This window comes from Bacillus sp. FSL W8-0116, from assembly GCF_038003825.1.
Taxonomy (GTDB): Bacteria; Bacillota; Bacilli; order Bacillales; family DSM-4216; genus Bacillus_O; species Bacillus_O smithii.
In genome coordinates this window covers 1278514-1303880 of record NZ_JBBOPY010000001.1, presented here as the reverse complement: position 1 = coordinate 1303880, position 25367 = coordinate 1278514, and the positions used below count along the sequence as shown (strand labels likewise).

Genomic DNA, 25367 nt, shown 5'->3' with positions numbered 1-25367 from the left:
ATGATTGTAGATGGAATATTTCGCTGAACGGGCTTGTGATCCCTTACCGGAATTCCTATTAGGATGCCCGACTGCACGTGAACGAGTTTTCTTTAAGCTAAGGGAATCACGATTCGAAAAAGCCCGGTTCGTTTCATAACCATCCAGGGAGTCCCTCGAATGGCGGGCGTCTCCCTAGATGGTGGATATTTCATTATATTTTATTTGGATAAAGGAGCTTTTTTTATGACGTCACGATCTATTTCCCCTGATTTTGACCCGTGGGAATCTTATATGGATATTGAACAGCACGGATCATATGTACTTTCTAACGTAGAGTTTACTACTACTTATCTTTGCAATATGCGATGCGCCCATTGTGCGGTAGGGTATACGCTGGCTGCGAAGGATCCGGACGCTTTGCCTGTAGAACTATTGATCCGGCGCTTGGAAGAAGTGCCGACTTTGCGCGCTATCAGCATTACAGGTGGAGAGCCGATGTTGTCGAAAAAATCGGTGGAAAACTATACATTGCCTCTATTGAAATATGCGAAAAGCAGAGGGCTTTACACACAAGTCAATTCCAACTTGACGCTGCCGGCAGAACGGTATGAACAGCTGGCGCCGTATATCGATGTTTTACATATTTCCCATAACTGGGGAACGATTGAAGAATTTAGCGAAACCGGTTTTGCGATGATGGATCGTAAACCGCCAATGAGTAAAAGAAAGGCCATGTTTGAGCGGATGATTGAAAATTCCCGTCTTCTTGCTGAACAAGGAGTCAAGATTTCTGCGGAAACGATGCTGAATAAAAAGACGCTTCCTTATTTAGAGAAGATACATCGCCAAGTGGTGGAGGAAATGAAAGCTTTTCGCCACGAGATACATCCGATGTACCCAAGCGATTTTGCTTCCAACCTTCACTTGCTCTCGTTAACGGAAATTCGAGAGGCCATCCATCACTTGCTCGATATCCGCAGCCAGGATGTTTGGATGTTGTTTGGCACGCTGCCGTTCTATCCATGCAGCCGCAATCCGGAAGATCTCCGCTTGCTCGAACGACTTTATCAGGAAAAAAATGTAACCGTCCGTAATGATCCGGATGGACGCTCTCGGTTAAACGTCAATATTTTTACAGGCGACGTTATTGTGACTGATTTTGGCGACACACCGCCTTTTGGCAATGTACAAACAGATACGCTTTCCGCGGCATTTGAACGCTGGCTTGATTCCAAATGGGCGAAAGAACTTCATTGCCATTGCCCGCAAGCCCGCTGTCTCGGTCCAAATGTACTTGTGAAAAATGCCTATTATCCAACGGTCTCTTTCCGAGATCGAAAAGCTCTTATTGCTCAATAAAAGAACATCCAATCGGGGTCTTTCCACAACTAGAAATAGTGTTGGGAGGACCTCTTTTGATTTCAGAAAAGGGGAGGCCAAAAAGAGCAAAAAGGGATTGAAGTTGAGCCATCCCATTGTTCAATATAAAGTTTTGTCGTTATTGCTCATTTTGATCGTTGTCATAAATGCGACGAACATTGTTGTCTTTTGTGTTTTTCAAGTTATTATTACTGAAGTTGTTATCAATCAGGTCGTTATTATTGAAATTGTTATTCGTTGGGTTGTTATTCGTTAAGTTATTGGGATTGAAATTGTTGTTCGTTAAGTTGTTGTTACTTATACTGTTGTGATCGTTGGAATGGATATTGCTGCTGTCAGCGTGATTGTCATGGCTATTTTGTGTACGGAAATCTTTCGTTGACACAATCTCATCTTCTTCGCCGAATTCGGAGCTAAAGGCTGGATTGTGGCGGGCTTCTCTGCCGTTGTTTTGGTCTTCATTGAACACACTTTTGTTTATATAGCGATGGAAGAATATTTCGGCAATCGCTAAAATCAAAGCAGACCAGAAGCTTGCCCAGCCAAGGGAAATGTTTTCATTTATAATACCGCTTCCGACGGCCCATATTAAAATGTACGCCAATACAAAATCGGAAATGGTAGCGGCTGTATTTCCGAAACGCGGAAGAATAAAAAGATCACTCAACATATAGGATACGACTGTCACAATTAAGCTTATGGTAAAATATTCACCGAAATCCACCCTGTAAAATAATCCAAGCACGAATGCTAATATGATCATGACCATGACAAACTTTACGATTAGTGCTCTTACGTGTTCCATCCATAATCCTCCTTTTTGAAGTCAATCTTAGGTTGGCTCCGAAAAAGGGGATTATTCATTCACCTCTCGTTTTCCAATCTTTCCCGTTGTCGAAAAATCTACACCTTTATTTTTCAACTGTTAAAAACGTAAAAAATGCAAAAAGAAGCAGTCTTGATTTCCAATTAAACCGGGGTTGGCAAGAAACGGTGCAGAAGGAATTCAACCATTCATTTAAAATGACAGATTCCTACTGGTTTACACGAATGAGGAAGAAAATTGATGCTTTTGAACAAATATTTCTGTCTAAATTTCCCGGGCAATTTCTGTTGTTGTCGAACAATAATGAAGCATACATCTGCTTTGATCTAGTTATGTAGGAAATATTTTAAATTGCGGAAGAAAGAATTCGACAAAGAAGCCCTTTTTGAAAGCGGAAGTCAGCTTTCCCGCCAGTGGAAAATGGATTAGGCCAAAATAATTAGTGAAGATAGATGTTTAACGTCTTTCCGAAAGAAGTCTCCCATCCTCTAGGAATGTGAAGGTGCGAATAGCACCAATGAGTAGGTGGGAGATGAATTTCGGTTGGCTTTAGCCAAAGTTATTTTTCCAATCCCTTTCTCAACAATTCTAAGATTGCGGCTGTTCTAGTTGGAATCCCATTTTCTTTTTGATATTGCTCCAATTTTTCTAATATCGTCTTAGGCATACGAATTTCTACACGTTCTTTCTCTTCTCTCATGATTATCACCTCATATTGATTGTACGGATTTTTTACGGTATAATCAATATATACGAAATTTTTCCGCACAAAGTGAGGTGAATTGATATGGCCAAGCAAAACAAAGCTTTCAAGTTTCGTTTGTTACCAAACAAAGAACAATCCGCATTATTAGCTAAGACATTTGGTTGTGTTCGCTTTGTCTACAATAAGATGTTAGCTGAACGCAAAGAAACGTATGAAAAGTTCAAGGATGATAAAGAATTGCTTAAAAAGCAAAAGTTTCCGACCCCTGCAAAATATAAAAGTGAATTTCCATTCCTAAAAGAAGTGGATTCTTTAGCTTTGGCAAATGCACAAATGAACTTACAGACTGCTTATAAGAATTTCTTTGAAGGAAATGCGGATTTTCCAAAGTTCAAAAATCGTAAAGCAAAACAATCCTATACAACTAATATGGTCAACGGAAATATTAAGCTAGAAAATGGTCATATCAAACTGCCAAAAATCAAAAAGCCAATAAAAATGAAACAGCATAGAGAGATACCTGCTGATTATAAAATCAAATCTTGCACTATTTCTAAAACAAAGACAGGCAAATACTACATTTCAATTTTGACAGAATATGAGAAAGATATTCGTCCAGTTAAAATACAGAAAGTTGTTGGTTTGGATTTTGCTATGGATGGTCTATATGTCGAGAGTGAACAGGGTAAGAAAGCCAATTACCCACGTTACTATCGGCAAGCCTTAGATAAATTAGCAAAAGCACAACGAATTCTTTCTCGAAGAAAGAAAGGTTCTGCAAGATGGGAAAAACAACACCTGAAAGTGGCTAAGCTACATGAAAAGACAGCGAATCAGCGCAGAAACTTTCTTCATCATAAGTCAAAAGAATTAGCAACAAACTATGACGCTGTGATTATTGAGGACTTAGACATGAAAGGCATGTCTCAAGCCCTCAACTTTGGAAAAAGCGTTCATGATAACGGCTGGGGGATGTTCACTACTTTCTTAGCGTATAAGCTAAAAGAACAGGGGAAACAACTTGTGAAAATTGATAAGTGGTTTCCCTCCACTAAGAAGTGTTCATGTTGCGGCAAGGAAAAAGAAATGCCATTATCTGAACGTGTATATAAATGTTCTTGCGGCTTTGTATTAGATCGCGATCACAATTCAGCAATCAATATCAAAAATGAGGGATTACGCTTATTAGCATAAAGAATAATAACTTTCGGAACGAGAGGGTTAGCTCGGTCAATTTTCTGTCATTAGACGGGATTACCCGAGAAGCCCCCACTTCAATCAAACCGTAAGGTGGATAAGTGGAGGGTAGTTCACTATATGGATTTTTTCCAAAAATGGATTTACAAGATAGACTTAAATGATAAGATTTTTGGACGCAATTGAAGTTTGTGGCGGTGTGAAAATGGAGAGGAGATTCTTGTGGATCCGTCATTTAGCCATTGCGGTCAAAATAAAAAAGGAGAGGCTATTAGCGGGAAAATAACAAGGACCGCAATGGAACATACGGAATTCATGTTATGTGTCTTGAATTTATGAAGCCATAAAATACTTTTTCAAAAACTTCGCCCATAAAGCGTGACCTTTCGTGTTCGGCAAGCCGTTGCTTTCATCGATGTAATCTTTCAGTTTGTCAGAGGAGTAGTCCGGCCAAACTTTCCAATGATCTATGTAGTTCAATCCTTCTGTTTTTGCGAATTCCTTAAGCGATTTGACTTGCTCCGGATAGTTGGATGCACCGTAAATCGGATTTGGCGGCTGGATCATCACGACTGCATGTTCGTTCTCCGCTTTGACGTCACGCACAAACGTCTGAATAACCGTATGGTTGTCTTCTACAGACACTTTGCCGTTGTCAGCCCATGTAAATGGCTCGAACAGAATCATATCCGGCTTGGAAGCGGCAATTTTCTCTATCTCCCCATTTTGAAGAAAGTCGAGTGATGTCCCTTCTTCTTCCCAAATCGATACTTTCAGTACCGGGCTGTAGGCGGTCTCCAGCGCTTTCTTCAATTGAACAGACCAGCTGTTATCCTCTTTTCCAAGTGCTTTAGAGCCGACAATGGCTACTTGAAATGGCTTTCCGTCATGGAATGATTTTGCCAGCTGTTTGCGAGCCTGATCCGGCCAATGACTCGACAAATCTTTCCAACTTTCGTTTGATCCGTTTCCGGAAACGGGTGTCACCACAGCGGTTGAATCGACGGTCGTTTTTTCTTTCCAATACCAATAGCTTGCCAGTAAAAAAAGGGCAACGACTACAGCGAATAACAACGTCATCAAATTTTTCATCCATAATCCTCCAAAACGATCACTATTTTCAAAAAGTTTTTCTAAAATCTTTCAAAAGGGTTTAAATTCAAGTACTAACGATAACATTTTTCAATAAGATTATGACAAGGTTTATCAAAATTAGCAACTATGATATAATTTTTCCTGTTTAATAGTATCTTAGAATCATATAGTATAAAGTCCTCGGACTTTGGACTTATTTATACTTACTAAGGGGTTTAAATTCAAGTACTAACGATAACATTTTTCAATAGGATTATGACAAGGTTTATCAAAATTAGCAACTATGATATAATTTTCCTGTTTAATAGTATCTTAGAATCATATAGTATAAAGTTCTCGGACTTTGGACTTATTTATACTTACTAAAGGAGGACATTATGGAAGAAACGATCAGCCTGCGAGATTTAATGGAAACTCTGAAAAAACGGCTGCGTCTGATTGTGTTGATTACGGTACTGGCAGCCCTGATAAGTGGATTAGTCAGCTTTTTTATTCTTACTCCGATTTACCAGGCTTCTACGCAGCTGCTTGTCAACCAGTCAAAAAACGATCAGCAAATGTACGATTTCAATCAAGTGCAGGCCAACTTGCAGCTTGTGAATACGTACAGCGTGATTATCAAAAGTCCGGCCGTTTTGGAAAAAGTTATTAAAGAATTGAAATTGGATATGACGACTGACACGTTGAACCAAAAAATAACCGTCGACAGCGAGCAGAACTCTCAAGTACTGAACGTATCGGTTCAAGACCCCGATCCTGACAAAGCAGTGTTAATTGCGAATAAAATAGCGGAAGTGTTTAAACAAGAAATTGTGAAAATTATGAATGTCGATAACGTTAGCATTTTATCTAAAGCCGATTTAGGAAAAGACATGACGCCGGTGAAACCGAAACCGCTCCTAAATATTGCGATCGCTGTAGTCGTCGGTTTAATGGCAGGTGTAGGGCTAGCCTTCTTACTGGAGTATTTAGATAATACAATCAAAAACGAACAAGATATTGAAAAACGATTGGAACTTCCGATTCTCGGCATGGTTACCACGATTTCAGAGGAAGATATCAAGCTAGCCACCCAACGTTCTTCACATCGAAAACAAGTAAGGGGTGAGACATTTGGCTCGTAAAACGAAAAAAATAGACAATAAACGAAAATTGATTGCAAAGTTGAACCCAAAATCGCCTATTTCAGAACAATACAGGACGATTCGTACTAATATTCAATTTGCATCTGCTGATAGCGAACTACGCTCCTTTATGGTGACATCTGCAAGCCCGGGAGAAGGAAAATCGACGACAGCTGCTAACTTAGCCATTGTTTTCGCCCAACAAGGAAAACGCGTCTTGCTTGTGGATAGTGATTTGCGAAAACCGACTATGCATTATACGTTTCGTGTAACCAATACGGTTGGATTGACCAATGTTCTTACGAGACAGGCATCGCTGGTAGAAGCGGTTCAAGCAACCGATGTTGAGAAGCTCGATCTTTTATCTTCGGGCCCGATTCCACCTAATCCAGCTGAGCTGTTAAGTTCGAGGATGATGGAACAAATGTTGGCGGAAGCATACAAACAGTATGATCTCGTCGTATTTGACTCGCCCCCTGTTTTGGCGGTCACTGATGCTCAAGTGCTGGCGAACCAATGCCAAGGTACGGTGCTGGTTGTCAAAAGCGGAGTAACGGAATTGGAAAATGCTCTTAAGGCGAAAGAATTGCTTCAAGCGGCGAAAGCAAAGTTGTTGGGCGCTGTTTTAAACAGCAAAACGATGAAAAGTTCAAGCTATTACTATTATTATGGAGAAAAATAGAATGGAAACCACTGAGAGATTCTATATTTTCTTACATAGTCTTTGAAAATATTTAAAATGGATTCCGTGCAACAATCTGTTCATTTCAGTAAAATAATCTTAAATCGGAAAGTAGGAAGAGACGATGATCGATATACACTGCCATATATTACCTGGGGTGGACGATGGGGCTCAAACTTTGACAGAAGCAGCTGCAATGGTCAAACAAGCAGAAAAAGAAGGAATTCATACGATCATCGCCACTCCCCACCATATGAACAGAAAATATATTAATCGTAAATCAGAGATTGTCGCAAAAGTAATGGAAGTAAATGCGCATTTGGAACGGGAAGGGATTAATGTAACGGTTCTCCCCGGACAAGAGGTGCGGATTTACGGAGAACTCCTTCAAGACTATGAAAATGGGGAAATCTCCACTCTTGGCGGGGATTCCTCTTATGTATTGGTGGAATTTCCGTCCGGTTATGTTCCAAAGTACGCGGAACAGCTCCTTTTTGACATGCAAATGAAGGGGCTAGTGCCTGTCATTGTTCATCCCGAACGAAACCAAGAACTAATCCAGGACCCGGACAAATTGTATAATCTAGTTAAGAGCGGAGCGGCAGCGCAAATTACCGCTGCCAGCCTCACCGGCTATTTCGGGAAAAAAATTCAGAAATTTACGGAACAGCTGATTGGCGCCAACTTAGCGCATTTTATTGCTTCGGATGCACACAATACAAACAAACGCCCGTTCAAAATGATGGAGACATTGGATCGACTTGAAAAAGAATTTGGAATCGATTATGTCTATTACTTTCAAGAAAATGCAGAATTGGCAGTCAGCGGTCAGAATATCATGAAAGAACCGCCGCAACAAATTAAAAAGAAAAAATTTCTCGGGCTATTTTAACAGAATATCGGGTTGGAGCCTTAGCCCGAATCAACAACAATGTTTGAATCGAACCTCTTTTCAACAAATCAACTGAACTATCCATAAAAAATAACCATTAGGTAGGGATTCTATGCCTGAGGGAGTGGCTCTTTCATAAAAGTCGGTCATCGAGAGAAACGTGAGAGATGGCTCGTGACCTAACTAATTTTACTTTGTTAAAATACAAACATAATCAACTGCATTTTGCGTATATTTTATAAAAATCCGTTATTCGAACAAAACCCATCGGCATTCTAAAAAATTCAAACGAAAGGAAGTATGCGGTTTGAAAAAGGTACGTAAAGCGATCATACCGGCTGCCGGGCTCGGCACTCGTTTTTTGCCCGCAACGAAAGCCATGCCGAAAGAAATGTTGCCGATTGTGGACAAGCCGACTATTCAATACATAGTGGAAGAGGCAGTAGCATCCGGGATCGAAGATATAATCATCGTTACTGGAAAAGGTAAACGAGCGATTGAAGACCATTTTGACAATGCCTGGGAGCTGGAGCATAATTTGGCGGACAAAGGGAAGCTCGATTTGTTGGAAAAAGTCAGGTATTCCTCCAATTTAGCTAACATCCACTATATACGCCAAAAACAACCCCTCGGTTTAGGCCACGCCGTATGGTGCGCCCGCAATTTTATCGGGGATGAACCGTTTGCCGTTCTATTAGGCGACGATATTGTTCAAAGCGATACGCCGTGTTTAAAGCAATTAATGGATCAATTCGAACAAACCCATTCTTCCATTATCGGGGTTCAGGAAGTTCCGGAAGAAGAAACACACCGCTACGGTATTATCGACCCGGCTGGAAGCCAAGGGCGCCGCTACCAAGTAGAAAATTTTGTGGAAAAGCCGGCACCGGGAACAGCTCCATCTAATTTGGCGATTATTGGCCGTTATATTTTAACGCCGGAAATCTTTTTGTTTTTAGAAAAACAAGAGCAAGGAGCCGGAGGAGAAATTCAACTGACGGATGCCATTCAAAAGTTGAATCAAATTCAGCGAGTATTTGCCTATCAATTTGAAGGCAAGCGATATGATGTGGGCGAGAAGCTGGGATTTATTCAAACCACGATTGAAATAGCATTACAAGATTCGGAATTAAAAGAGCCACTGTTGAAAATCATGGATAATATTTTAAAAGAAACCAATCTGAATAAAGTGAATATGTAAGAAAGAAAAAATGAAGAAAATTAGCTCGTTTAGCTATAGTCAATTTGTGAATAGTCACTTAACCCGATTCTTTTGTCGTTCTATACAACCTCAGAATCGTCATTTTGAAACAGTTGGGGAAAAGATCGTGATTTTACCAGCTGTTTCTTTTTATTCTTCCTTTGCTCGGGTGATCAAAAAAGTCAATGAATCGCATTCCTTTTAAGAAAGACGGTTGTTTACTGTATAAAAAAATAAAAACGAATACAAAGAACCGAAAAGTTTGACCCAGTTAAGATATGCTGTGATTTCGATGAATTATTTTAAAATAATGGTAGAGAATCTTTTTGCTAAGATGAAATATATAAGTTGAATTAAAGATTTACAACTGAACACACAAACGATCGATCGTTTGTTCTGGTTTCTGGTTGATTCGCTGAATAAAGGCTTGGACATTCTTTCTAATTTCTTGCACACTCGAATAGAACACGTTGTAAATCACGTCTGATTTCAGCCATTTCCATAGCCCTTCAATCAAGTTCAATTGCGGACTGTATGGTGGCAAAAAGACGAGCTCTAACCGATCTTCGTGTTCTTTTAAAAATGGCTGAATGAGTTTGGCATGGTGAATTCGAGCGTTATCTAAAATCATCACTATTTTGCCTGTGGGATAGCGTTCTAACACAAGTTGAAGAAATCGAAGAAATGTTTCCGCGTCATAGCATTCTTCTTCGATGCAAAACACTTCCCCTGTTTCGTAGTTCAACGTGCCAATCAGCTTCAGCCCTTGATGTTTTCCAAACGTCGGAATGATTCGTTGTTTTCCTTTGACAAACCATGTTTTTTGAATCGCTTGGTAATCACGAATCATCGACTCATCTTGAAAGAGGACATGGGCGATGTTCCCATCTACCAGTTTTTTTTTACTTCAGGGAAGGTGATTTCGACGAATTCTTTTTGTTTCTCTTCATCGGCATTGGCTAGTGTATAGGTCGGTTTCGTATAGCTTAGCCCTAACCGATGCAGAATGTCACTTGTTCCGCGAAGCGTGTATGTTGGCCCCCACTTTTGTTGAATGAGTTCAGCGATTATCGCAAGCGTCCAATTATATTTTGCTTCGAATCCCACATCTACGGGGAGCTGATGTTCAATGATCAAAGCCAGCTCTTTTTCCTGCTCAGGGGTCAATCGACGTGGGGCGCCAGGTGAGTATTTCATCTCCAGTCCATCAAGACCGCGCTGGGCGTAGGCATGAATATAGTTATAAATAGTTTTCTTGGATCGACCAATAATCGTTGCGATTTCTCCTTTGGTATATCCCTGCAAATGAAGATAAATCGCTTGGTAGCGTTCATATGCTCGTTTACTTTTTGCTTCTTTCATGGCAGTGGACAACTTTTCGATCTCGTCTTTGTGATTTGGCATCATATTTTCTCTCCGTTCCCCTATTTTCTCTTTGTATTTATTCGCCGTGGAACGGGAGAAAACCTTTATTTCAATTTATATAGAAATTTCGTTGGACTCAGGGAAATATGGATATAAGCATTCATTACTGAGTAGATATACTGCTTTTAACCATTAAAAGGATTTTTTTAAACGAAAGTTGAATCCTGCAAGTACAGCCATTCTCTATTTTTCTTTGTCATTCACTTGTTTTTTGAATGTATAAAATGGGACGCGAATAGAATGTAATATTCAACTGAACTTTTTTGTGATCGATTCCGTTTTTTCTTTTAGAGGTCATTATAAAAAGAGTTTGGATTCAGATTTGTACTTTTTTCGTTTTGCGTTTTTCATTAAGTTTGTAAGCAGAGTTTTACCGGCTCTCTCTGTAAAGAAAGAATTTTGCTATGCTTTTTTATCATGCAATCAAGAAGACTATGATTGAAAAGGAAAATGGGGTCTTCATGGTGAATTAAGAATTGTACTTCGGTGATTGGAAAATATTTCATATAAAAGGAAGCGTTGTCTAAAGCGCTGTCAGCCTACGAATAGTTTGATGACTAATCAGCGGTATACTTTTAATACAGGATGATCATTTTAGCTCGACTATGGTTAGTGGTGAGGAAAAGATCAGAATGTTCATGTATGCAGTATTTTAATGATTCTATTGGGGAGTTGGAGGGGAACAATATGACTTGGAAAACGATCTATGAAAAATGGACATCTTATCCAAATTTAGATCCAGTTTTAAAGAACCAGTTGGATGGTATCAAAGATAATGAAAAACTGTTGGAAGACAGCTTTTATAAGAGTCTTGAATTTGGGACAGGCGGCATGCGCGGGGAACTCGGACCTGGTACGAATCGAATGAATCTTTATACGGTTCGGAAAGCTTCAGAAGGGCTGGCGCAATACATAAAGTCTCAAGGTGAGGAAGCGGTGAAGCGCGGCGTGGCAATTGCCTACGATTCCCGCCGGAAATCGCCGGAGTTTGCTTTGGAAGTGGCGAAAACGGTGGGGAAACATGGAATTCGCGCCTTTTTGTTTGAAAGTTTGCGTCCGACTCCCGTATTGTCGTTTGCTGTCCGCCATTTACACACATTTGCGGGTGTTGTTATTACCGCTAGCCATAATCCTCCTGAATACAACGGTTACAAAGTATATGGACCGGACGGCGGACAATTGCCTCCTGCTATGGCGGACGAATTGATTCGCTACGTTCAAGCTGTCGAAAATGAGTTGACGGTGGAAGTGGCAGAAGAAAAAGACCTTGTCCATAACGGCCTTCTCACGTATATTGGGAGCGAAGTGGATCAAGCGTATCAACAACAATTACAGACGATCCGTCAGAACAAGGAAGTCGTATCTTCTGTGGCTGATTCGTTGAAAATTGTTTATACGCCGCTTCACGGTACGGGAAATATCCCTGTTCAGGAAGGATTAAAAAACTTTGGCTTTACGAACATCACCGTGGTGAAAGAGCAGGAGCAGCCTGACAGCCATTTTTCTACGGTTCAATCTCCCAATCCGGAAGAGCATAGCGCTTTTGAACTGGCGATCCGTTATGGGGAAAAAGAAGACGCCGATCTTTTGCTGGCCACGGATCCGGATGCTGACCGTTTAGGTGTGGCTGTGAAAAATGCACAAGGCGACTATCATGTGTTGACCGGAAATCAAACAGGAGCGCTTTTGCTTCATTATTTGTTGACGCAGAAGAAAGCCAACCACACGCTTCCTGAAAACGGCGTGGTGATCAAAACGATTGTGACATCGGAGCTAGGCAGGGAAATTGCCAAAAGCTTTGGCATTCCAACGATTGATACGTTGACTGGATTTAAATTTATCGGCGAAAAAATCAAAGAATTTGAACAGACAGGAGAACATAGCTTTTTATTTGGCTATGAAGAAAGCTATGGCTATTTGATCGGCGATTTCGTACGCGATAAGGATGCTGTTCAGGCAGCGGTGCTGGCAGCCGAAGTAGCAGCGTATTACAAAGCACAAGGAAAGAGTTTGTATGACGGTCTGATGGATATTTTTGAACAATACGGCTATTTCCGTGAATCACTGCGGTCGCTGACTTTGAAAGGAAAAGACGGATCGGAGACCATTGCCGCCCTGATGGATAAATTTCGCGAGTCTTTTCCTGCCCAAGCGGCCGGATCCCCGATCGTCGCAGTGGAAGATTACCTAAAAGGTGTACACATGGATCTTACAGAGTTAAGTCACAGAAAGATCTCGTTGCCGTCTTCCAATGTTCTGAAATATTATCTTCAAGACGGATCTTGGTTTTGCATTCGCCCGTCCGGAACGGAGCCGAAAGCCAAGTTTTATTTCGGCGTGAAAGGAACGTCCTTGCAAAACAGTGCCGAACGATTGGCACGACTGGAAGAAGACGTTATGCGATGGGTGGAAAATGAACTAAATCAAATCACTGTTTACTAAGACAAAAGGGAGATGTCAGCAATGATTTTAGTTGTTGGCGGCGCCGGATATATCGGCAGCCATCTTGTGAAGGAACTTGTAGAAACAAATGAAGTCGTCGTTCTTGATAATTTATCGACGGGGCACCGTTCGCTGGTGGATCGCCGTGCACACTTTGTTGAAGGAGATCTTGGCGATAAAGCGGTACTCGATAAATTATTTTCAAATTATCCGATTGAAGCGGTGATGCACTTTGCTGCCAATAGTTTGGTGGGGGAATCAGTGCAGCATCCTTATAAATATTACCAAAACAATGTGGCGAATACTTTGACGTTATTGCATTCGATGATCGACCACGGTGTAAAGAACTTTATCTTTTCGTCGACGGCGGCCACTTATGGGATCCCGAATGTGGAACTGATCGATGAACAGCAGCCGACCCAACCGATCAATCCTTATGGTCGTTCGAAGCTGATGGTAGAACAGATTTTGTCCGATTTTGCCGATGCGTACGATTTGCATTATGTCGTTCTTCGCTATTTTAATGCAGCAGGCGCACATGAATCGGCAGAAATTGGGGAAGCGCATGATCCGGAAACGCACTTAATCCCGATTATTTTGCAGCATTTGCTTGGCCAGCGTCCGAAAATCTCTGTCTTTGGCACTGACTACGATACGCCGGACGGAACGTGCATCCGCGATTATATTCATGTTACCGATCTCGCTCGAGCCCATATTTTGGCGCTGAATGCCTTGTTGTCGGGCGAAAAGAAATCAGCAACTTATAATTTAGGAAATGGAAAAGGCTATTCCGTAAAAGAAGTGATCGATACGTGCGAACGCGTCACCGGACGTAAAGCTGTCATTGAATATACAGATCGCCGTCCTGGTGACCCGGCTAGACTCGTCGCCACTTCTGAAAAAATTTACCACGAACTAGGTTGGAAAGCGGAATACGGCTTGGAGGAAATCATCGCCTCCGCATGGAAGTGGCATAAAAAGGGATTTATCGGCAAATAGGAAAGGAATAGTGAAAGGGACATTGCCAAAAACGGATGTTTTGAGCAATGTCCTTTTTCTTTTCCGGAGTCGTTTCTCGAAAAATGAAAGAATAATCGTTTTGTTTAGCATCATTCATCCGGATGTAATAAACTTCTAATGGATTTTATGAACAAATTTTTATTTAATCGCCTTTGAAACGATCCTTCAACAATTTCCAGCGTCGGTGCAATTTTGAAGCGATTTGTTTAGAATGGGAGCAATTTGATTTGAATGATCATCGGCTGGCTTTCTTAACGACATTTTGCCGATCACGCTGAAACGTGTATAAGTAAAGAGTATGTATCCTGAGCGGCTGGAAAACATTTTATGTAAAGCTTTCAGACGTTTAACCAAAGGAAAAAGAAACCAAAAAATTGAAAACAATTTCCTGATTTACCTTGACTTGTATACCAGGTTCGGGTATACAATCAAATTAAGAATTCATTATTTAATGAAAATTTTTATTATGACGTGGTTTTGTTTGTCATTTAGCAACGGGAAAGGAAACAGATTACGTGGACACACATTGAGCGTGTACATATTGTATAAGGATTAGAATGTAGCGGAACGATGCTGAAGGTACGAGAATGTTTTTTGGCGTGAAGTAATTTTTGGTTTCAACTTGGTCATAGAGTGTCTTTAAAAAGATGGATGGAGATGTGTCCATAAGAGGGAACAGGAGAAATTCAATAGGAAGGGAGAGAGCGCATTCAGAGTCAAAAGGCCATTTAATCGGTCCGCTGCAGTGGTGTTCACGATTTAAACGAGGAAAGCGCTTTTTTAGGTGGAAACGGTTCGTTTGTATATAGGAAAGGATCATAAGTTTTGAAGAATGTCATAACCGCGGCTCAAGATCGGAGTGATCGGTTTTTCTTTTTGGTTACTAAATAGTCGTTAAGAACTACATAATGGCAAAAACGCAAAGAGATTGATGGGTAATAAGACCTAAAAAAGCGGTGAAGCTTCTACTTTTATCCCGTTCTAAACAATCTTTTGATACACACAGCTAGACTCGTTTTACTTTAAGTAGTTTGTCAAAGGGTGAATCTCAAAAACTATTAATGAAAGAGGTATGAAAAGTGAAGATAAAACTATTCAGCGGATTGAGATCAAAACTCATCGTTTCTTTTGCTGTTATTTTACTGCTTCCTTCGATTGTTGTAGGATCATTGGCATACAATTCGGCTAAAGATCAAATTCAAAATCAAATTTTCACAAGCGTTAATGAAAATGTGAAGCTAGTGAACACACTTATTGACAACAGCATCAAACCAAAAGTAAATGATATCGATTACTTTTCGAAAACCGTCTCATCTCGTCTGTATAAAGGCGATGACAGTCCCAAACTTCGCAGAATTTTTAAAGAATATGTAGATTTGCATCCGGAAGTAGTGAGTATTTTTGTCGGCACTAAAAATGGATTATATGTTCAAATGCCAAGATTTAAGATGCCTTCCGGCTATGATCCGAGACAGAGATATTGGTATTCGGAAGCTATGAATCATAAAGGGCAAGTAGTAGTGACGGATCCTGAAAAAACGGCCTCTACTGGTGAAACTGTGGTCACCATATGCAAAACAACCAATGATGGTTCTGGCGTCGTGGCGATTAATATAAGATTAAACAAGATTAAAGATTTAGTGGAAAAAGTGAAGGTGGGAAAAGAAGGGTATGCGTTCCTGATCGATCGTAATAAGAAGATCGTTGCCCATCCTAATCTAAAATCCGGATCAAAAGCAGACAGCAGCTTTTATGATAAATTATTTGCTAGTAATACAGGGGAATTTCATTATACTTTGAATGGCAAAGAGAAATTATACAGTTATACGACGAATCCGTTAACGGGATGGAAAGTAGTAGGAAATATGTCGATCTCCGAAGTGGATGATGCCGTTGCGCCTATTCTCCATAAAACGTTGCTCGTGATCATCATTTCTTCTGTTCTTGGGGCGATAATCGTCTACTTTATTATCTATTCCATTCTTGCCCGTCTTAGAGTATTAAAAAATAAAGCGATTACCATCAGCAGAGGCAACCTCACTGAACAAATTGAAATAAAAGTAAACGACGAGATCGGTCAATTAGGCCATGCTTTTAATCAAATGCAAGAAAATCTACGTACATTAATTCAAAAAATAGAACTCAGTGCGGAACAAGTCGCTTCGTCCGCTGAGGAATTAACAGCGAGCGCTGAACAAACAAGTTTAGTTACTGAACAGGTCGCATCTTCCATTCAAGAGGTGGCAAGCAATGCGGAAACGCAGACAAACGGTATTGATAAAAATGCTCAGTCTTTAAATACAATCTCATCAGGAATTACAAAGATTGCCGAAAATTCCATGAATGTAGCGGAGCTTTCTAAACAATCCACATTGCAGGCGGAAGAAGGAGAAAAGGCTGTTCAGAAGACGGTCGATCAAATGAATTCCATTCATGAATCCGTTCAAGTGTCAGAAGAGGCTATCCAATCTTTAGCAGAGCGTTCAAAGCAAATTGGAAAAATATTGGATGTTATTACCGGAATCGCAGACCAGACAAATCTTCTGGCTCTTAACGCCGCCATTGAAGCAGCTAGAGCTGGCGAAGAAGGTAGAGGTTTTGCGGTCGTAGCGGAAGAAGTCCGAAAATTAGCCGAGCAATCGCAAGAGTCGGCGAAGCAAATTTTTGAATTAATTCAAGGAATACAACAAGATACAGGCAATACGGTACAAATTATGTCTAAAACGACAGAAGATGTAGAAGAAGGGTTAAAAATCACCAATGAAGCCTTTGAAAAGTTTGAGGGAATTTTACATAGTATGAGAGAGGTTGCTCCTAAAATCCAGGATATTTCCTCAACGGCGCAAAAAATATCCGCCGAAGTCCAAGAGGTTGCGGCAATGGCCAATGAATTGGCCAATATAGCGCAAAACAACGCAGCCACATCCGAAGAAGTAGCGTCTTCAACGGAAGAACAATTAGCTTCCATGGAAGAAATCTCAGCATCAGCAAAATTGCTTTCTTCTATGGCGGAAGAGCTCAAAGAGGTAATTTCTAATTTTAAATATTAACCCATTTGCATGTTCGCAGAATAGTACAATGAAGAATGAAAACTGAAGGTTCAAGAAAGGACATCGCCGTAGGGCCATGTCCTTTCTTCGTGTGCGCCCGGCATGGGTGTAATCTATAGGGTGAAAGTCCCGAGCTGCGAAGGCAGAAGTAGCAGTTAGCTTAACGCAAGGGTGTCCGTGGTGACGCGGAATCTGAAGGAAGCGGGCGACAAACTTCCGATCTGAGGAACACGAACTTCATATGAGGCTAGGTATCACTGGGTGAGTTTGCACAACAAAACAAAGCCCTTTCTGCCGAAGGTGATACAGAGTAAATGAAGCAGATGGATGGAAGGAAAGATTACACTCTTACCCGGGGAGGTCTGGCGGATATGTGAAGTACTCTTCATAACCTACTTAGTGATAAGTAGCTGAACCGTCAGGAGTCAGCAGAGGTCATAGTATTAGTTGGTCTAGAACAACTAAGAAGGACCGAACAATTAAGAGAGAATAGCCCTTGGTATTCAGTGAGTCATGATGAACACAGAAAACGTAGTACCTCACTTGAGGGAGGAAGCGGTGAATCCCGTGGGAGACCTCTTGGAGGGTGGAGTGACCACTGGCATAAAGAGAACAGCTATTCACGGAAGCTATTCACGGAAGTTATAAAGACTTGCGTCAATTATCTTAATTGAACCGCCGTATACGGAACCGTACGTACGGTGGTGTGAGAGGACGGGAGTTAATCGCTCCCTCCTACTCGATTCCATGTATAAGGATAAATGTTGTTTTTTCGTCTTGGGCAGGTTGTTTGAGATGATGTCTGTCAGATGGCATTCATGTTTATTCGCTTTGTAAATTTTCCTTTAGCATATGTGTCACTTTTGCTTTTTCTTCGTCAGGAACAATCAAATAATAAATGCCGTTGATCTTTTGGCCTGTTCCTTTGATTTCATAATTTTCTACGTTGGATAGACAGCTGCGGTAATTGGCTCGAATATTCATCATATCCTGAAAAGTTAGATTCGTTTTTACGTTGTTGCCTAGCGTATTCAAAATATCTTGATAATGAGTCACAGAGGATATACTGGTAGCTTTGTGCAGAATGGCTGTTATGACTTGCCGTTCACGCTGATTTCGGCCAAAATCCCCGTTTGGATCCAAATGGCGCATTCTGACATAACCTAGTGCTTTTGGTCCGTCAAGTTCAATCTTCCCTTTTTTGTAATGATAGCCTTTTTTGTAATATCCTTCATCGTACCAATCCAGATGATTATCAACGGTAATACCGCCGACGGCATCGACTAAACCACTTAGCGCTTCCATATTAATGCGGATAAAATAGTCAATAGGGATACCTGTAAACTGTTCAACGGTATTGATTGCCATCTTTGTTCCACCGAATGCGTATGCATGATTTATTTTATCCATGGTTCCTTTTCCGACGATTTTTGCTCGCGTATCCCTAGGAATGCTGACCATTTGCATTTTCTCTTTTTGCGGATTAAGCGTCATGACAATCAAAGTGTCGGAGCGGCCTCTGTCATTTTTACGCTCGTCCACTCCCATAAGAAGAATGGAAATAGGTTCGCTTTTTTTCGTTTTATCCGACTGGCCGCGGCCATTATCGAAAGGAATGTTTTGATGCATTTTATCAGCCGCTTCTTTGGCGGAATGATACAAATAATAGGCATAGCCACCCCCGCCCAAGACGATTAAGACCACTATAATGGACAGGATTTTCAACAGTTTTTTCAACATATGGGATTCCTCAACTTTCACCTTAGAACTATGGTTGAATTATACCATATTCATAGGGGGCCTGACCCCATACCCGTCAAGTTAGCGGTATAAAATTTTTTAGGATGATACGCATGTTCGAAAAATCAATCAAAGGATGAAGAGAAAACCAAATGCTGGGCATGCCAAATAACCCTCAAGAAGAGGGTTATTTGGCAATTATATCCATGACCCACACTACCATATCCCCAATTTCTTTAAAAGATCCGATACCGTTTCCTCTCCTTTCCTTCGGTCTTTCCTCGCGTGTTTCCTTAACAGAGACAGGAGAGATGGAAGGGCGGTTTCCATCGCTTGGGGATGCAAAAGAAACCGATGCCAATACGATTGGAGGATATTAAGCGCTTTCCATTCACTGATCTCGATTCCCTCCCGTTGATGCCAATACCTTCGGGCTTGGAACAGAAGAGTCTGCGTGACTAAAATGGCAATCAATGTCCCATATAAGTGGCATTCGAATCGTTCCTTCTTCATCTTTTTGACACGGTCAAGATCAAATAAGGATTTCCAGCCCTTAAATAACAGCTCCACTTGCCAGCGCAGCGAATACAGCTCATAAACTTGTTGCGCATCAAACGATTCTTGTGGTAAATTGGTCAGTAAGATGTGATATTTCTTTTGTTCAAGGGTTTGGCGTGACAGCGCCTTCCCTTTCTTTTTTTCCTTTTTCCGCACGTACGCCAGCCGTTTTTCCCATTCTTCCGCCGTGAGACGGCGAAAAATCAGACGCGGAACATACAGGCGTTGGTGTCCGATATACACGTGTTCCACTTCCACGGCTTCCCCCTCGCCCAATCGATTTCCTATCGATTCCCAATCCCATTCGTGCCACTCCCCGTCCTGCTTGATATAGACTTTGATATCGGAACGCAACCGGGTAATATAATAAGCACCTCGAGCATCAATCTCCGCCAGCGTGGCGAGTGAAAAAAACCCCAGATCCCGAATGCAAAGGTCATTCGGTAAAATCGTGTGCTGGGTATGATAAGCAAAACGGGCATCGGAATCATTGGCCTGTTGGACGCACAGCTGAAGACAGGTTCCCGATAACAGCTCATACTCAAATTGGATTTTGGCGCCAGATGAAACCGAACCTTGATAGTCCTCACCATAGTCGGTCGGAAGTAAAAAACTGGTAGAGTCTAAGATCCGCAGACGGGTGAAACAAGCGCGATACGTTTCGGTGATGGAAGAGAGTGCCGGACGTTGATGCATCAGGAGAGTAAAAAAGACCTCTTTTAAAAACGCCACGGCACGAGGCGTAAACCGCTGATTCAGTCCTTCATTCGAGAGAGAGCAATCATGCCAGAGCGCCAAATCGGCACACAACCGCTGAAGCGACTGACAGGCGAGCGATCCGTCTCCCCAAGCACATAGCGTCAGAAAGGCTTCCGCTGTTAATGAACGCTGCCGCTGAATGAATCCGACTTTCCGTGCCAGACGAGTCAGTTCTTCATAGGAGAAGAGTTGACGAATCGTTTTTATCCATGCCTTCATCTTTTTTTCCATCAAAAAATAATCCTTTCCAACGATGATTTTCGTTAGAAAGGATACCATGTTTTTGGCGCTGAAAAAAGATCAAATTCTTAACTTGATGGCTATGGGGCCTGACCCCCTTAATGCTTTAAAGTATTAAGGGGGTCAGGCCCTGTCATCTTCGATTAGATCTTTTATTGGTACTTGTGTTCTTTCTTCCAATAGTGGGTTTCTGGCATGGACGGTGGCCAATTTTGTGTTTTCGTCCACTCCGTCAATCCAAACGGAAGTTCCTTCATATAAAACTTTAATATCGGCAGGTGAAGAAAGTATTTGTTTTACACGTTTTAATTCCATTGTTCGGGCCTCCAACTTTTAAAGAGTTATTTTCAGTTTTTGCGGCATGGACGTTTTTATTCATTTTTGATGATGAAAGGGGGGCGTTTAGATGCATGCAGCGAATGTAAGGATGTCGCAAGGAATTTTTAAAAAGTCTGGATGTCGATATTTTTCGTGTTGGCCATTCGATTAGGAAAAAGATGAGCAACAAGAAAAAAGACGGTTCCTTTAGGACCACCGTCCTTTCTACACTGTATTGCAGATGTTGTTCTTTTCATTTATTTTCAAAAGAGCAATCATCTCCATTTTCTTTTTTAATAAGGCTGCCATTTGAGTTTCTTTGCCTCAGCAAATCTTTTTTCCACATTCGGCCAATACACTACATTCCACCATTGATCTACATATTTTCCTCTGTCGTTTTTATATTGTAAATAATAAGCATGTTCCCAAACATCGAGAACGAGAAGAGGAATGGTATCCCATTGAGTTAAAAATTGATGCCGTTCTGCTTGCAAAATTTCCAGTCTTCGCGATCGGGGCGACCAAACTAAAATGGCCCATCCCACTCCTTCGACTTTTTTGGCTGCTTCTGAAAAATGCTTTTTAAATAACTCGTAACTGCCGAAATCTTTTTCGATTTGAGCAAGCAGCTCTCCCTTCGGATTTCCACCACCTCTAGGATTCATGATTTCCCAAAAGATCGTATGCAAATAATGACCCGATCCGTGAAAAGCTGCTTCCCGTTCCCAATGTTTGATTAAATCGAACTGATTTCTTCTTCTTGCTTCTCTCATTTTTTCTTCTGCTGTATTTAGCCCGTCTACATAGCTTTGATGATGTTTTGTATGGTGAAGTCTCATAATTTCTTCGCTAATATACGGTTCCAAGGCATTATATGCATATGGCAATGGCGGAAGCACGTGTTTTCCGATCGGCACAGATTCACGAATTCTTATTTGATTTCTTTCAAAAAGTTGAACGACACGATGGTTCATTTGCCGGACAGTACGTTGAAGTTCGGACACAACCGGCTCACTTATGTTTTCTTCCTGAAGTTGATGTTTCACGTCATGATAGACACGATCAATCTCAACCAACATATTTGGATCAACTTCCATCTCTTGTTCATCAAGAAAATTTCGTATGTTTTGCAGCCAGCTTTGCACTTCGACTAAATATTGTTGCGCTTTTTCTTCAAAATCCATCCTTCTCCCCCTCAAACGTCTTTTCTTTTTCTGTTTGTTCCAAGATAAAACCCATTTTTAGGTAAATAACGCTTTATCCTTAATGTATTAATGAGAAATAGGAAGGTGACACTTAGGACCGATATAAAAAATTCCTTCAATGATGAACAGAAGGTTTGGTTCATAGAACTAGACAACAAGGTAATAAATAGCAGCCACTAACGAAAAAAATTTGATAAAATGCAAACGCAAAGTATAAAACAAATCGGGAGGAAAGCAATGATAAGAAAAATATCGACAGTCGCAGTGTATGTGGAAGATCAACAAAAAGCAAAAGAGTTTTGGACGAAAAAAGTCGGATTTGAGGTAATGGCAGAGCATCCAATGGGGCCCAATGCTTTTTGGCTGGAAGTGGCTCCGGCCGGTTCTGAATCTCATTTAGTAATTTATCCTAAATCCATGATGGAAGGCTGGGAAAACAGGAAAGCCTCATTGTATTTGAATGTGAAGATATAATGGGAACATATGAAACGATGAAGAAAAACGGCGTTGAATTTTTAGGAGAGCCGAAAAAGATGCAATGGGGCACCTATGTCCAATTTAAGGACAAAGACGGCAATGAATTTTTGTTAAAGGGCTGAGAGTGATTTTCATCAGAAACTCAAGGGATCATACGGTAAAAGCGGCAAAGGTCAGCTTCCTCTAGAGAGGACTGGCCTTTGCCTATATATATCTTTGAGCGAATCCACTACAGTATTTCTGATTCAGAGAGAGCTTTATGCCTTTGCAGATGGATGCACACTCAGCTGCCGTTTTAACGCTTTACGAAGTTTTGGAACAAGGGCAAGCGACAAAGTGGTGACGATGAGATCAAGAGGCAAGTAGGCGGCCATCCAAGACCATGCCACAGCATAACTGAATCCCTTCGGTGCATCAAGCCAAAACGTAAGGGCAAAGTACATAAAATTAGTGCCAATCATGTAGTTCAAGAAAAGACTCGACAGACCGGCGCATATGTAAGCCCATTTCGAGGGCTTTTCTTTTTGCAAGCATTTGCCCACGGCATACGCCACAAAGATAAAAGAAATCACAAAGCCGAAAGTCGAGCTGAATATGCTTGAAAGTCCTCCTTTAAATTCAGCGAAAACAGGAATGCCCATCAAACCGACAAAGACATAAGCAGTCATGGCCAAGGCTCCTAATCGCCTTCCGAGAATTCCTCCAGCTAAAATGGCAAACATCAGTTGTAGTGTGACCGGAACGCCGCCGATGGTCAGATAAGGCGATACATTGGCGCCAACGGCCATTAAAGCAACAAACATTCCGCACAGCACCATTTCTTTAGGTTTCATAGAAAATCCTCCTCATTCTCAAAATTTCAATAATTGTGTATTTTTCTTTTATATGTTAACATTTTTTTTAAAAGGTTTACAAATAAAGGGGGATTATGATGTCAGCTATTTTTTTAACAGGAACGGATACGGATATAGGAAAAACCGTTATCACAACATTGCTTGTTCACTTTTTTCAAAAAAGGAACATTCCCATTTTTTCTTTTAAGCCCATTCAAACAGGGGCCATTCAGCGCAATGGGGAATGGTATGCACCCGACCCTGTAGTGTATGAAAAGGTAACGAAACCGACATCTCACAATGAGTTTTATGGAATTCTATTAAAAAAAGCCAGTTCACCTCATTTGGCTGCCCACCTGGAAGGGGTTCAAATTCCTCTTCAGGAAATCAAAAAACAGATCGCTTCTTTAGAAACGAAATACGAACATCTCATTCTTGAAGGAGCGGGCGGTTTATATGTGCCCATCACAGATGAAGGATATTGCATGATTGATTTTATGCAAGAATTGTCTTATCCTGTCATCCTAGTGGCAAGAGCCGGGCTTGGAACGATTAATCATACCGTTTTATCGATAGAGGCATTGAAAAAACGGAATATTCCGATTGCGGGCATTATTTTTAACCAATTAAATGTGGATGACCATGAAATTGAAGAAGATAACCGTATAATGGTCCAAAAATTAACGGATGTGCCAGTTATTGGATCTGTTCCTTATCTGGACAACCTGATCGAGCATTTGAAAGAGGAAGAGGTAAGGGATCAATTGATTTCGAATTGGGATGAAAAGCGTTTGAAAGGGGTGCTTTTAAATGACGCCGGATCAGCTATTAAGTAAAAGCAAACAGTATCTATGGCTGCCTTTTACTCAAATGAAAGATTATGAACACGATCCTCTGATTATTGAAAGCGGAGATGGGGTGCGGCTAAAAGATATTTATGGAAATGTTTATTTAGACGGCAATTCTTCGCTTTGGCTTAACATTCATGGTCATCGTAAAAAAGAACTCGATGAAGCCATTAAAGAACAGTTAGATAAAATCGCGCATTCTACTTTGCTTGGAGCGGCGAATGTGCCTTCCATCATTCTGGCGGAAAAATTAATTCAAATTTCACCGCAGCGGTTGAAAAGGGTATTTTATTCGGACAGTGGGGCAGAGGCGGTGGAAATCGCGATTAAAATGGCCTACCAATATTGGCAAAACAAAGGAATCAAAGAAAAAACCAAGTTTGTAACGTTAGGGAACGGCTATCATGGCGATACAGTCGGAACGATGAGCGTCGGGTCCATTGATCTTTATCATAAAGTGTATACATCATTACTGTTTGATGCTTTTGTTGCGCCGTTTCCTTCCGCTTATCATCATCCGTCAGGCGATGAAAAAACGGCTAAAGAGGAAGCGTTACATAGTTTGCGGCAATTATTTTCCAACCACCATCATGAAATTGCAGGCATGACAGTGGAATCGATGGTTCAAGGAGCAGGCGGCATGAATGTAATGCCGAAGGGGTATTTGAAAGAAGTCGAAAACTTATGCCGCGAGTTTGACATTTTGTTCATTGTGGATGAAGTGGCGACAGGATTTGGTCGTACGGGAAAAATGTTTGCCGTCGAGCATGAAGGAGTCCAGCCGGATATTATGACGGTGGCGAAAGGACTGACAGGAGGATATTTGCCAGTGGCCGCTACACTAACCTCTGAAGAAGTGTATGAAGCCTTTTATGGCGAGTATGAAGAGTTAAAAACGCTGTTTCATGGACACTCTTATACAGGAAACCAGCTAGGTTGTGCCGCTGCCATTGCCAATTTGGAGCTGTATGAGAAAGAAAATATTGTTCAACAAGTACAAGAGAAAAGCGAATATGTGTCTCAACTTTTAGAAAAAGTATCCTTGCTTGAACATGTTGGCGATGTTCGTCAGCTCGGACTTATTTGCGGGATTGAGCTTGTTCAAAATAAACAGACGAAAGAGCCCTATCCATGGGAGAAGCGTGTTGGATACCAAGCTACATTAAAAATGAGAGAATTGGGCATGATTACAAGGCCGCTTGGGGATGTGGTCGTCTTTATGCCTCCTCTTGCTGCCTCATATGAAGACTTAAAGCAAATGGTGGATATATTGTATCAAGGCATTCTTTGGGCAACGACTGAATATGCGATAGAACACGCATGATCGCAACAAAAGGGCGTCTTATAAGGGCGCCCTTTTATCAATT

At 41.2% G+C, this 25367-nt stretch carries 20 protein-coding genes and 1 pseudogene; 12 read left to right on the top strand and 9 right to left on the bottom strand.

Going from position 1 to position 25367, the window contains the following annotated elements; genetic code table 11:
* The first annotated feature begins 225 nt into the window (after positions 1-225).
* Positions 226-1341: a radical SAM/CxCxxxxC motif protein YfkAB gene (gene yfkAB / locus N1I86_RS06160; RefSeq protein WP_341097265.1), complete on the top strand. Its 1116-nt coding sequence runs from the start codon at positions 226-228 to the stop codon at positions 1339-1341.
* Positions 1342-1480: 139 nt separating this feature from the next.
* Here yfkAB and N1I86_RS06155 read toward each other — a convergent pair whose 3' ends face one another.
* Positions 1481-2167 carry a YndM family protein gene (locus N1I86_RS06155; RefSeq protein ID WP_341095470.1) on the bottom strand — a complete coding sequence of 229 codons (687 nt, stop codon included), beginning with the start codon at positions 2165-2167 and terminating at the stop codon, positions 1481-1483.
* 580 nt (positions 2168-2747) lie between these two features.
* The gene (locus N1I86_RS06150; RefSeq protein ID WP_003352379.1) at positions 2748-2888 is read right to left on the bottom strand and encodes a ribbon-helix-helix protein, CopG family; all 141 of its coding nucleotides are present in this window, start codon (positions 2886-2888) and stop codon (positions 2748-2750) included.
* A gap of 87 nt (positions 2889-2975) precedes the next feature.
* On the opposite strand from N1I86_RS06150, the gene N1I86_RS06145 reads away from it, so the two are divergent.
* Positions 2976-4088: an RNA-guided endonuclease TnpB family protein gene (locus tag N1I86_RS06145; RefSeq protein WP_003353982.1), complete on the top strand. Its 1113-nt coding sequence runs from the start codon at positions 2976-2978 to the stop codon at positions 4086-4088.
* 336 nt (positions 4089-4424) lie between these two features.
* Here N1I86_RS06145 and N1I86_RS06140 read toward each other — a convergent pair whose 3' ends face one another.
* Positions 4425-5183, bottom strand: a complete 759-nt coding sequence (locus N1I86_RS06140) for an SGNH/GDSL hydrolase family protein (RefSeq protein WP_003353934.1) — start codon at positions 5181-5183, stop codon at positions 4425-4427.
* A 380-nt stretch (positions 5184-5563) separates the two neighbouring features.
* Between N1I86_RS06140 and N1I86_RS06135 the strand changes: the two genes are divergently transcribed.
* The 4 genes from N1I86_RS06135 (at position 5564) to galU (ending at position 9085) form a co-directional block, all read left to right on the top strand.
* Positions 5564-6310, top strand: a complete 747-nt coding sequence (locus N1I86_RS06135; RefSeq protein ID WP_003353933.1) for a YveK family protein — start codon at positions 5564-5566, stop codon at positions 6308-6310.
* The gene (locus tag N1I86_RS06130; protein ID WP_327803546.1) at positions 6300-6992 is read left to right on the top strand and encodes a CpsD/CapB family tyrosine-protein kinase; all 693 of its coding nucleotides are present in this window, start codon (positions 6300-6302) and stop codon (positions 6990-6992) included. The genes N1I86_RS06135 and N1I86_RS06130 overlap by 11 nt, the downstream gene beginning before the upstream one ends.
* A gap of 124 nt (positions 6993-7116) precedes the next feature.
* On the top strand, positions 7117-7884 hold the full coding sequence (locus N1I86_RS06125; RefSeq protein WP_341095466.1) for a tyrosine-protein phosphatase: 768 nt from the start codon (positions 7117-7119) through the stop codon (positions 7882-7884).
* Positions 7885-8191: 307 nt separating this feature from the next.
* Positions 8192-9085 (top strand): UTP--glucose-1-phosphate uridylyltransferase GalU, encoded by an 894-nt coding sequence (galU, locus tag N1I86_RS06120; RefSeq protein ID WP_327796846.1) that lies wholly within the window; start codon positions 8192-8194, stop codon positions 9083-9085.
* 361 nt (positions 9086-9446) lie between these two features.
* On the opposite strand, the gene N1I86_RS06115 is transcribed toward galU, so the two are convergent.
* A protein-coding gene (locus N1I86_RS06115; RefSeq protein ID WP_076611651.1) for an IS630-like element ISBs2 family transposase occupies positions 9447-10492 on the bottom strand; the annotation gives its coding sequence in 2 pieces (ribosomal slippage) (positions 9447-9986 and positions 9989-10492; 1044 coding nt in all).
* Between the two features lie 705 nt (positions 10493-11197).
* On the opposite strand from N1I86_RS06115, the gene N1I86_RS06110 reads away from it, so the two are divergent.
* From N1I86_RS06110 to N1I86_RS06100, 3 genes are all read left to right on the top strand, one after another.
* Entirely contained in the window at positions 11198-12952 is a 1755-nt protein-coding gene (locus N1I86_RS06110; RefSeq protein ID WP_341095464.1) for a phospho-sugar mutase, read from the top strand.
* 21 nt (positions 12953-12973) lie between these two features.
* A complete protein-coding gene (galE, locus tag N1I86_RS06105) occupies positions 12974-13951 on the top strand; it encodes a UDP-glucose 4-epimerase GalE (protein WP_341095462.1) in 978 nt (325 codons plus the stop codon).
* 1100 nt (positions 13952-15051) lie between these two features.
* Positions 15052-17022 (top strand): methyl-accepting chemotaxis protein, encoded by a 1971-nt coding sequence (locus N1I86_RS06100; RefSeq protein WP_341095460.1) that lies wholly within the window; start codon positions 15052-15054, stop codon positions 17020-17022.
* 822 nt (positions 17023-17844) lie between these two features.
* On the opposite strand, the gene N1I86_RS06095 is transcribed toward N1I86_RS06100, so the two are convergent.
* The 4 genes from N1I86_RS06095 to N1I86_RS06080 form a co-directional block, all read right to left on the bottom strand.
* On the bottom strand, positions 17845-18762 hold the full coding sequence (locus N1I86_RS06095) for an LCP family glycopolymer transferase (protein ID WP_341095458.1): 918 nt from the start codon (positions 18760-18762) through the stop codon (positions 17845-17847).
* 216 nt (positions 18763-18978) lie between these two features.
* Positions 18979-20310 (bottom strand): IS4 family transposase, encoded by a 1332-nt coding sequence (locus N1I86_RS06090; RefSeq protein WP_341094487.1) that lies wholly within the window; start codon positions 20308-20310, stop codon positions 18979-18981.
* Between the two features lie 132 nt (positions 20311-20442).
* Entirely contained in the window at positions 20443-20634 is a 192-nt protein-coding gene (locus N1I86_RS06085) for an H-type small acid-soluble spore protein (RefSeq protein ID WP_270584575.1), read from the bottom strand.
* Between the two features lie 296 nt (positions 20635-20930).
* Positions 20931-21821 (bottom strand): superoxide dismutase, encoded by an 891-nt coding sequence (locus N1I86_RS06080; RefSeq protein WP_341095456.1) that lies wholly within the window; start codon positions 21819-21821, stop codon positions 20931-20933.
* A gap of 258 nt (positions 21822-22079) precedes the next feature.
* On the opposite strand from N1I86_RS06080, the pseudogene N1I86_RS06075 reads away from it, so the two are divergent.
* Positions 22080-22441 (top strand): annotated as a pseudogene (locus tag N1I86_RS06075) (VOC family protein).
* Positions 22442-22576: 135 nt separating this feature from the next.
* Here N1I86_RS06075 and N1I86_RS06070 read toward each other — a convergent pair.
* On the bottom strand, positions 22577-23152 hold the full coding sequence (locus tag N1I86_RS06070) for a biotin transporter BioY (RefSeq protein WP_341095453.1): 576 nt from the start codon (positions 23150-23152) through the stop codon (positions 22577-22579).
* 98 nt (positions 23153-23250) lie between these two features.
* Between N1I86_RS06070 and bioD the strand changes: the two genes are divergently transcribed.
* Positions 23251-23988 (top strand): dethiobiotin synthase, encoded by a 738-nt coding sequence (gene bioD, locus N1I86_RS06065; protein ID WP_341095452.1) that lies wholly within the window; start codon positions 23251-23253, stop codon positions 23986-23988.
* Complete coding sequence (gene bioA, locus N1I86_RS06060; protein WP_341095450.1) at positions 23963-25324, top strand: adenosylmethionine--8-amino-7-oxononanoate transaminase; 1362 nt, start codon at positions 23963-23965, stop codon at positions 25322-25324. Before bioD ends, bioA begins: the two co-directional genes overlap by 26 nt.
* Positions 25325-25367 lie beyond the last annotated feature (43 nt).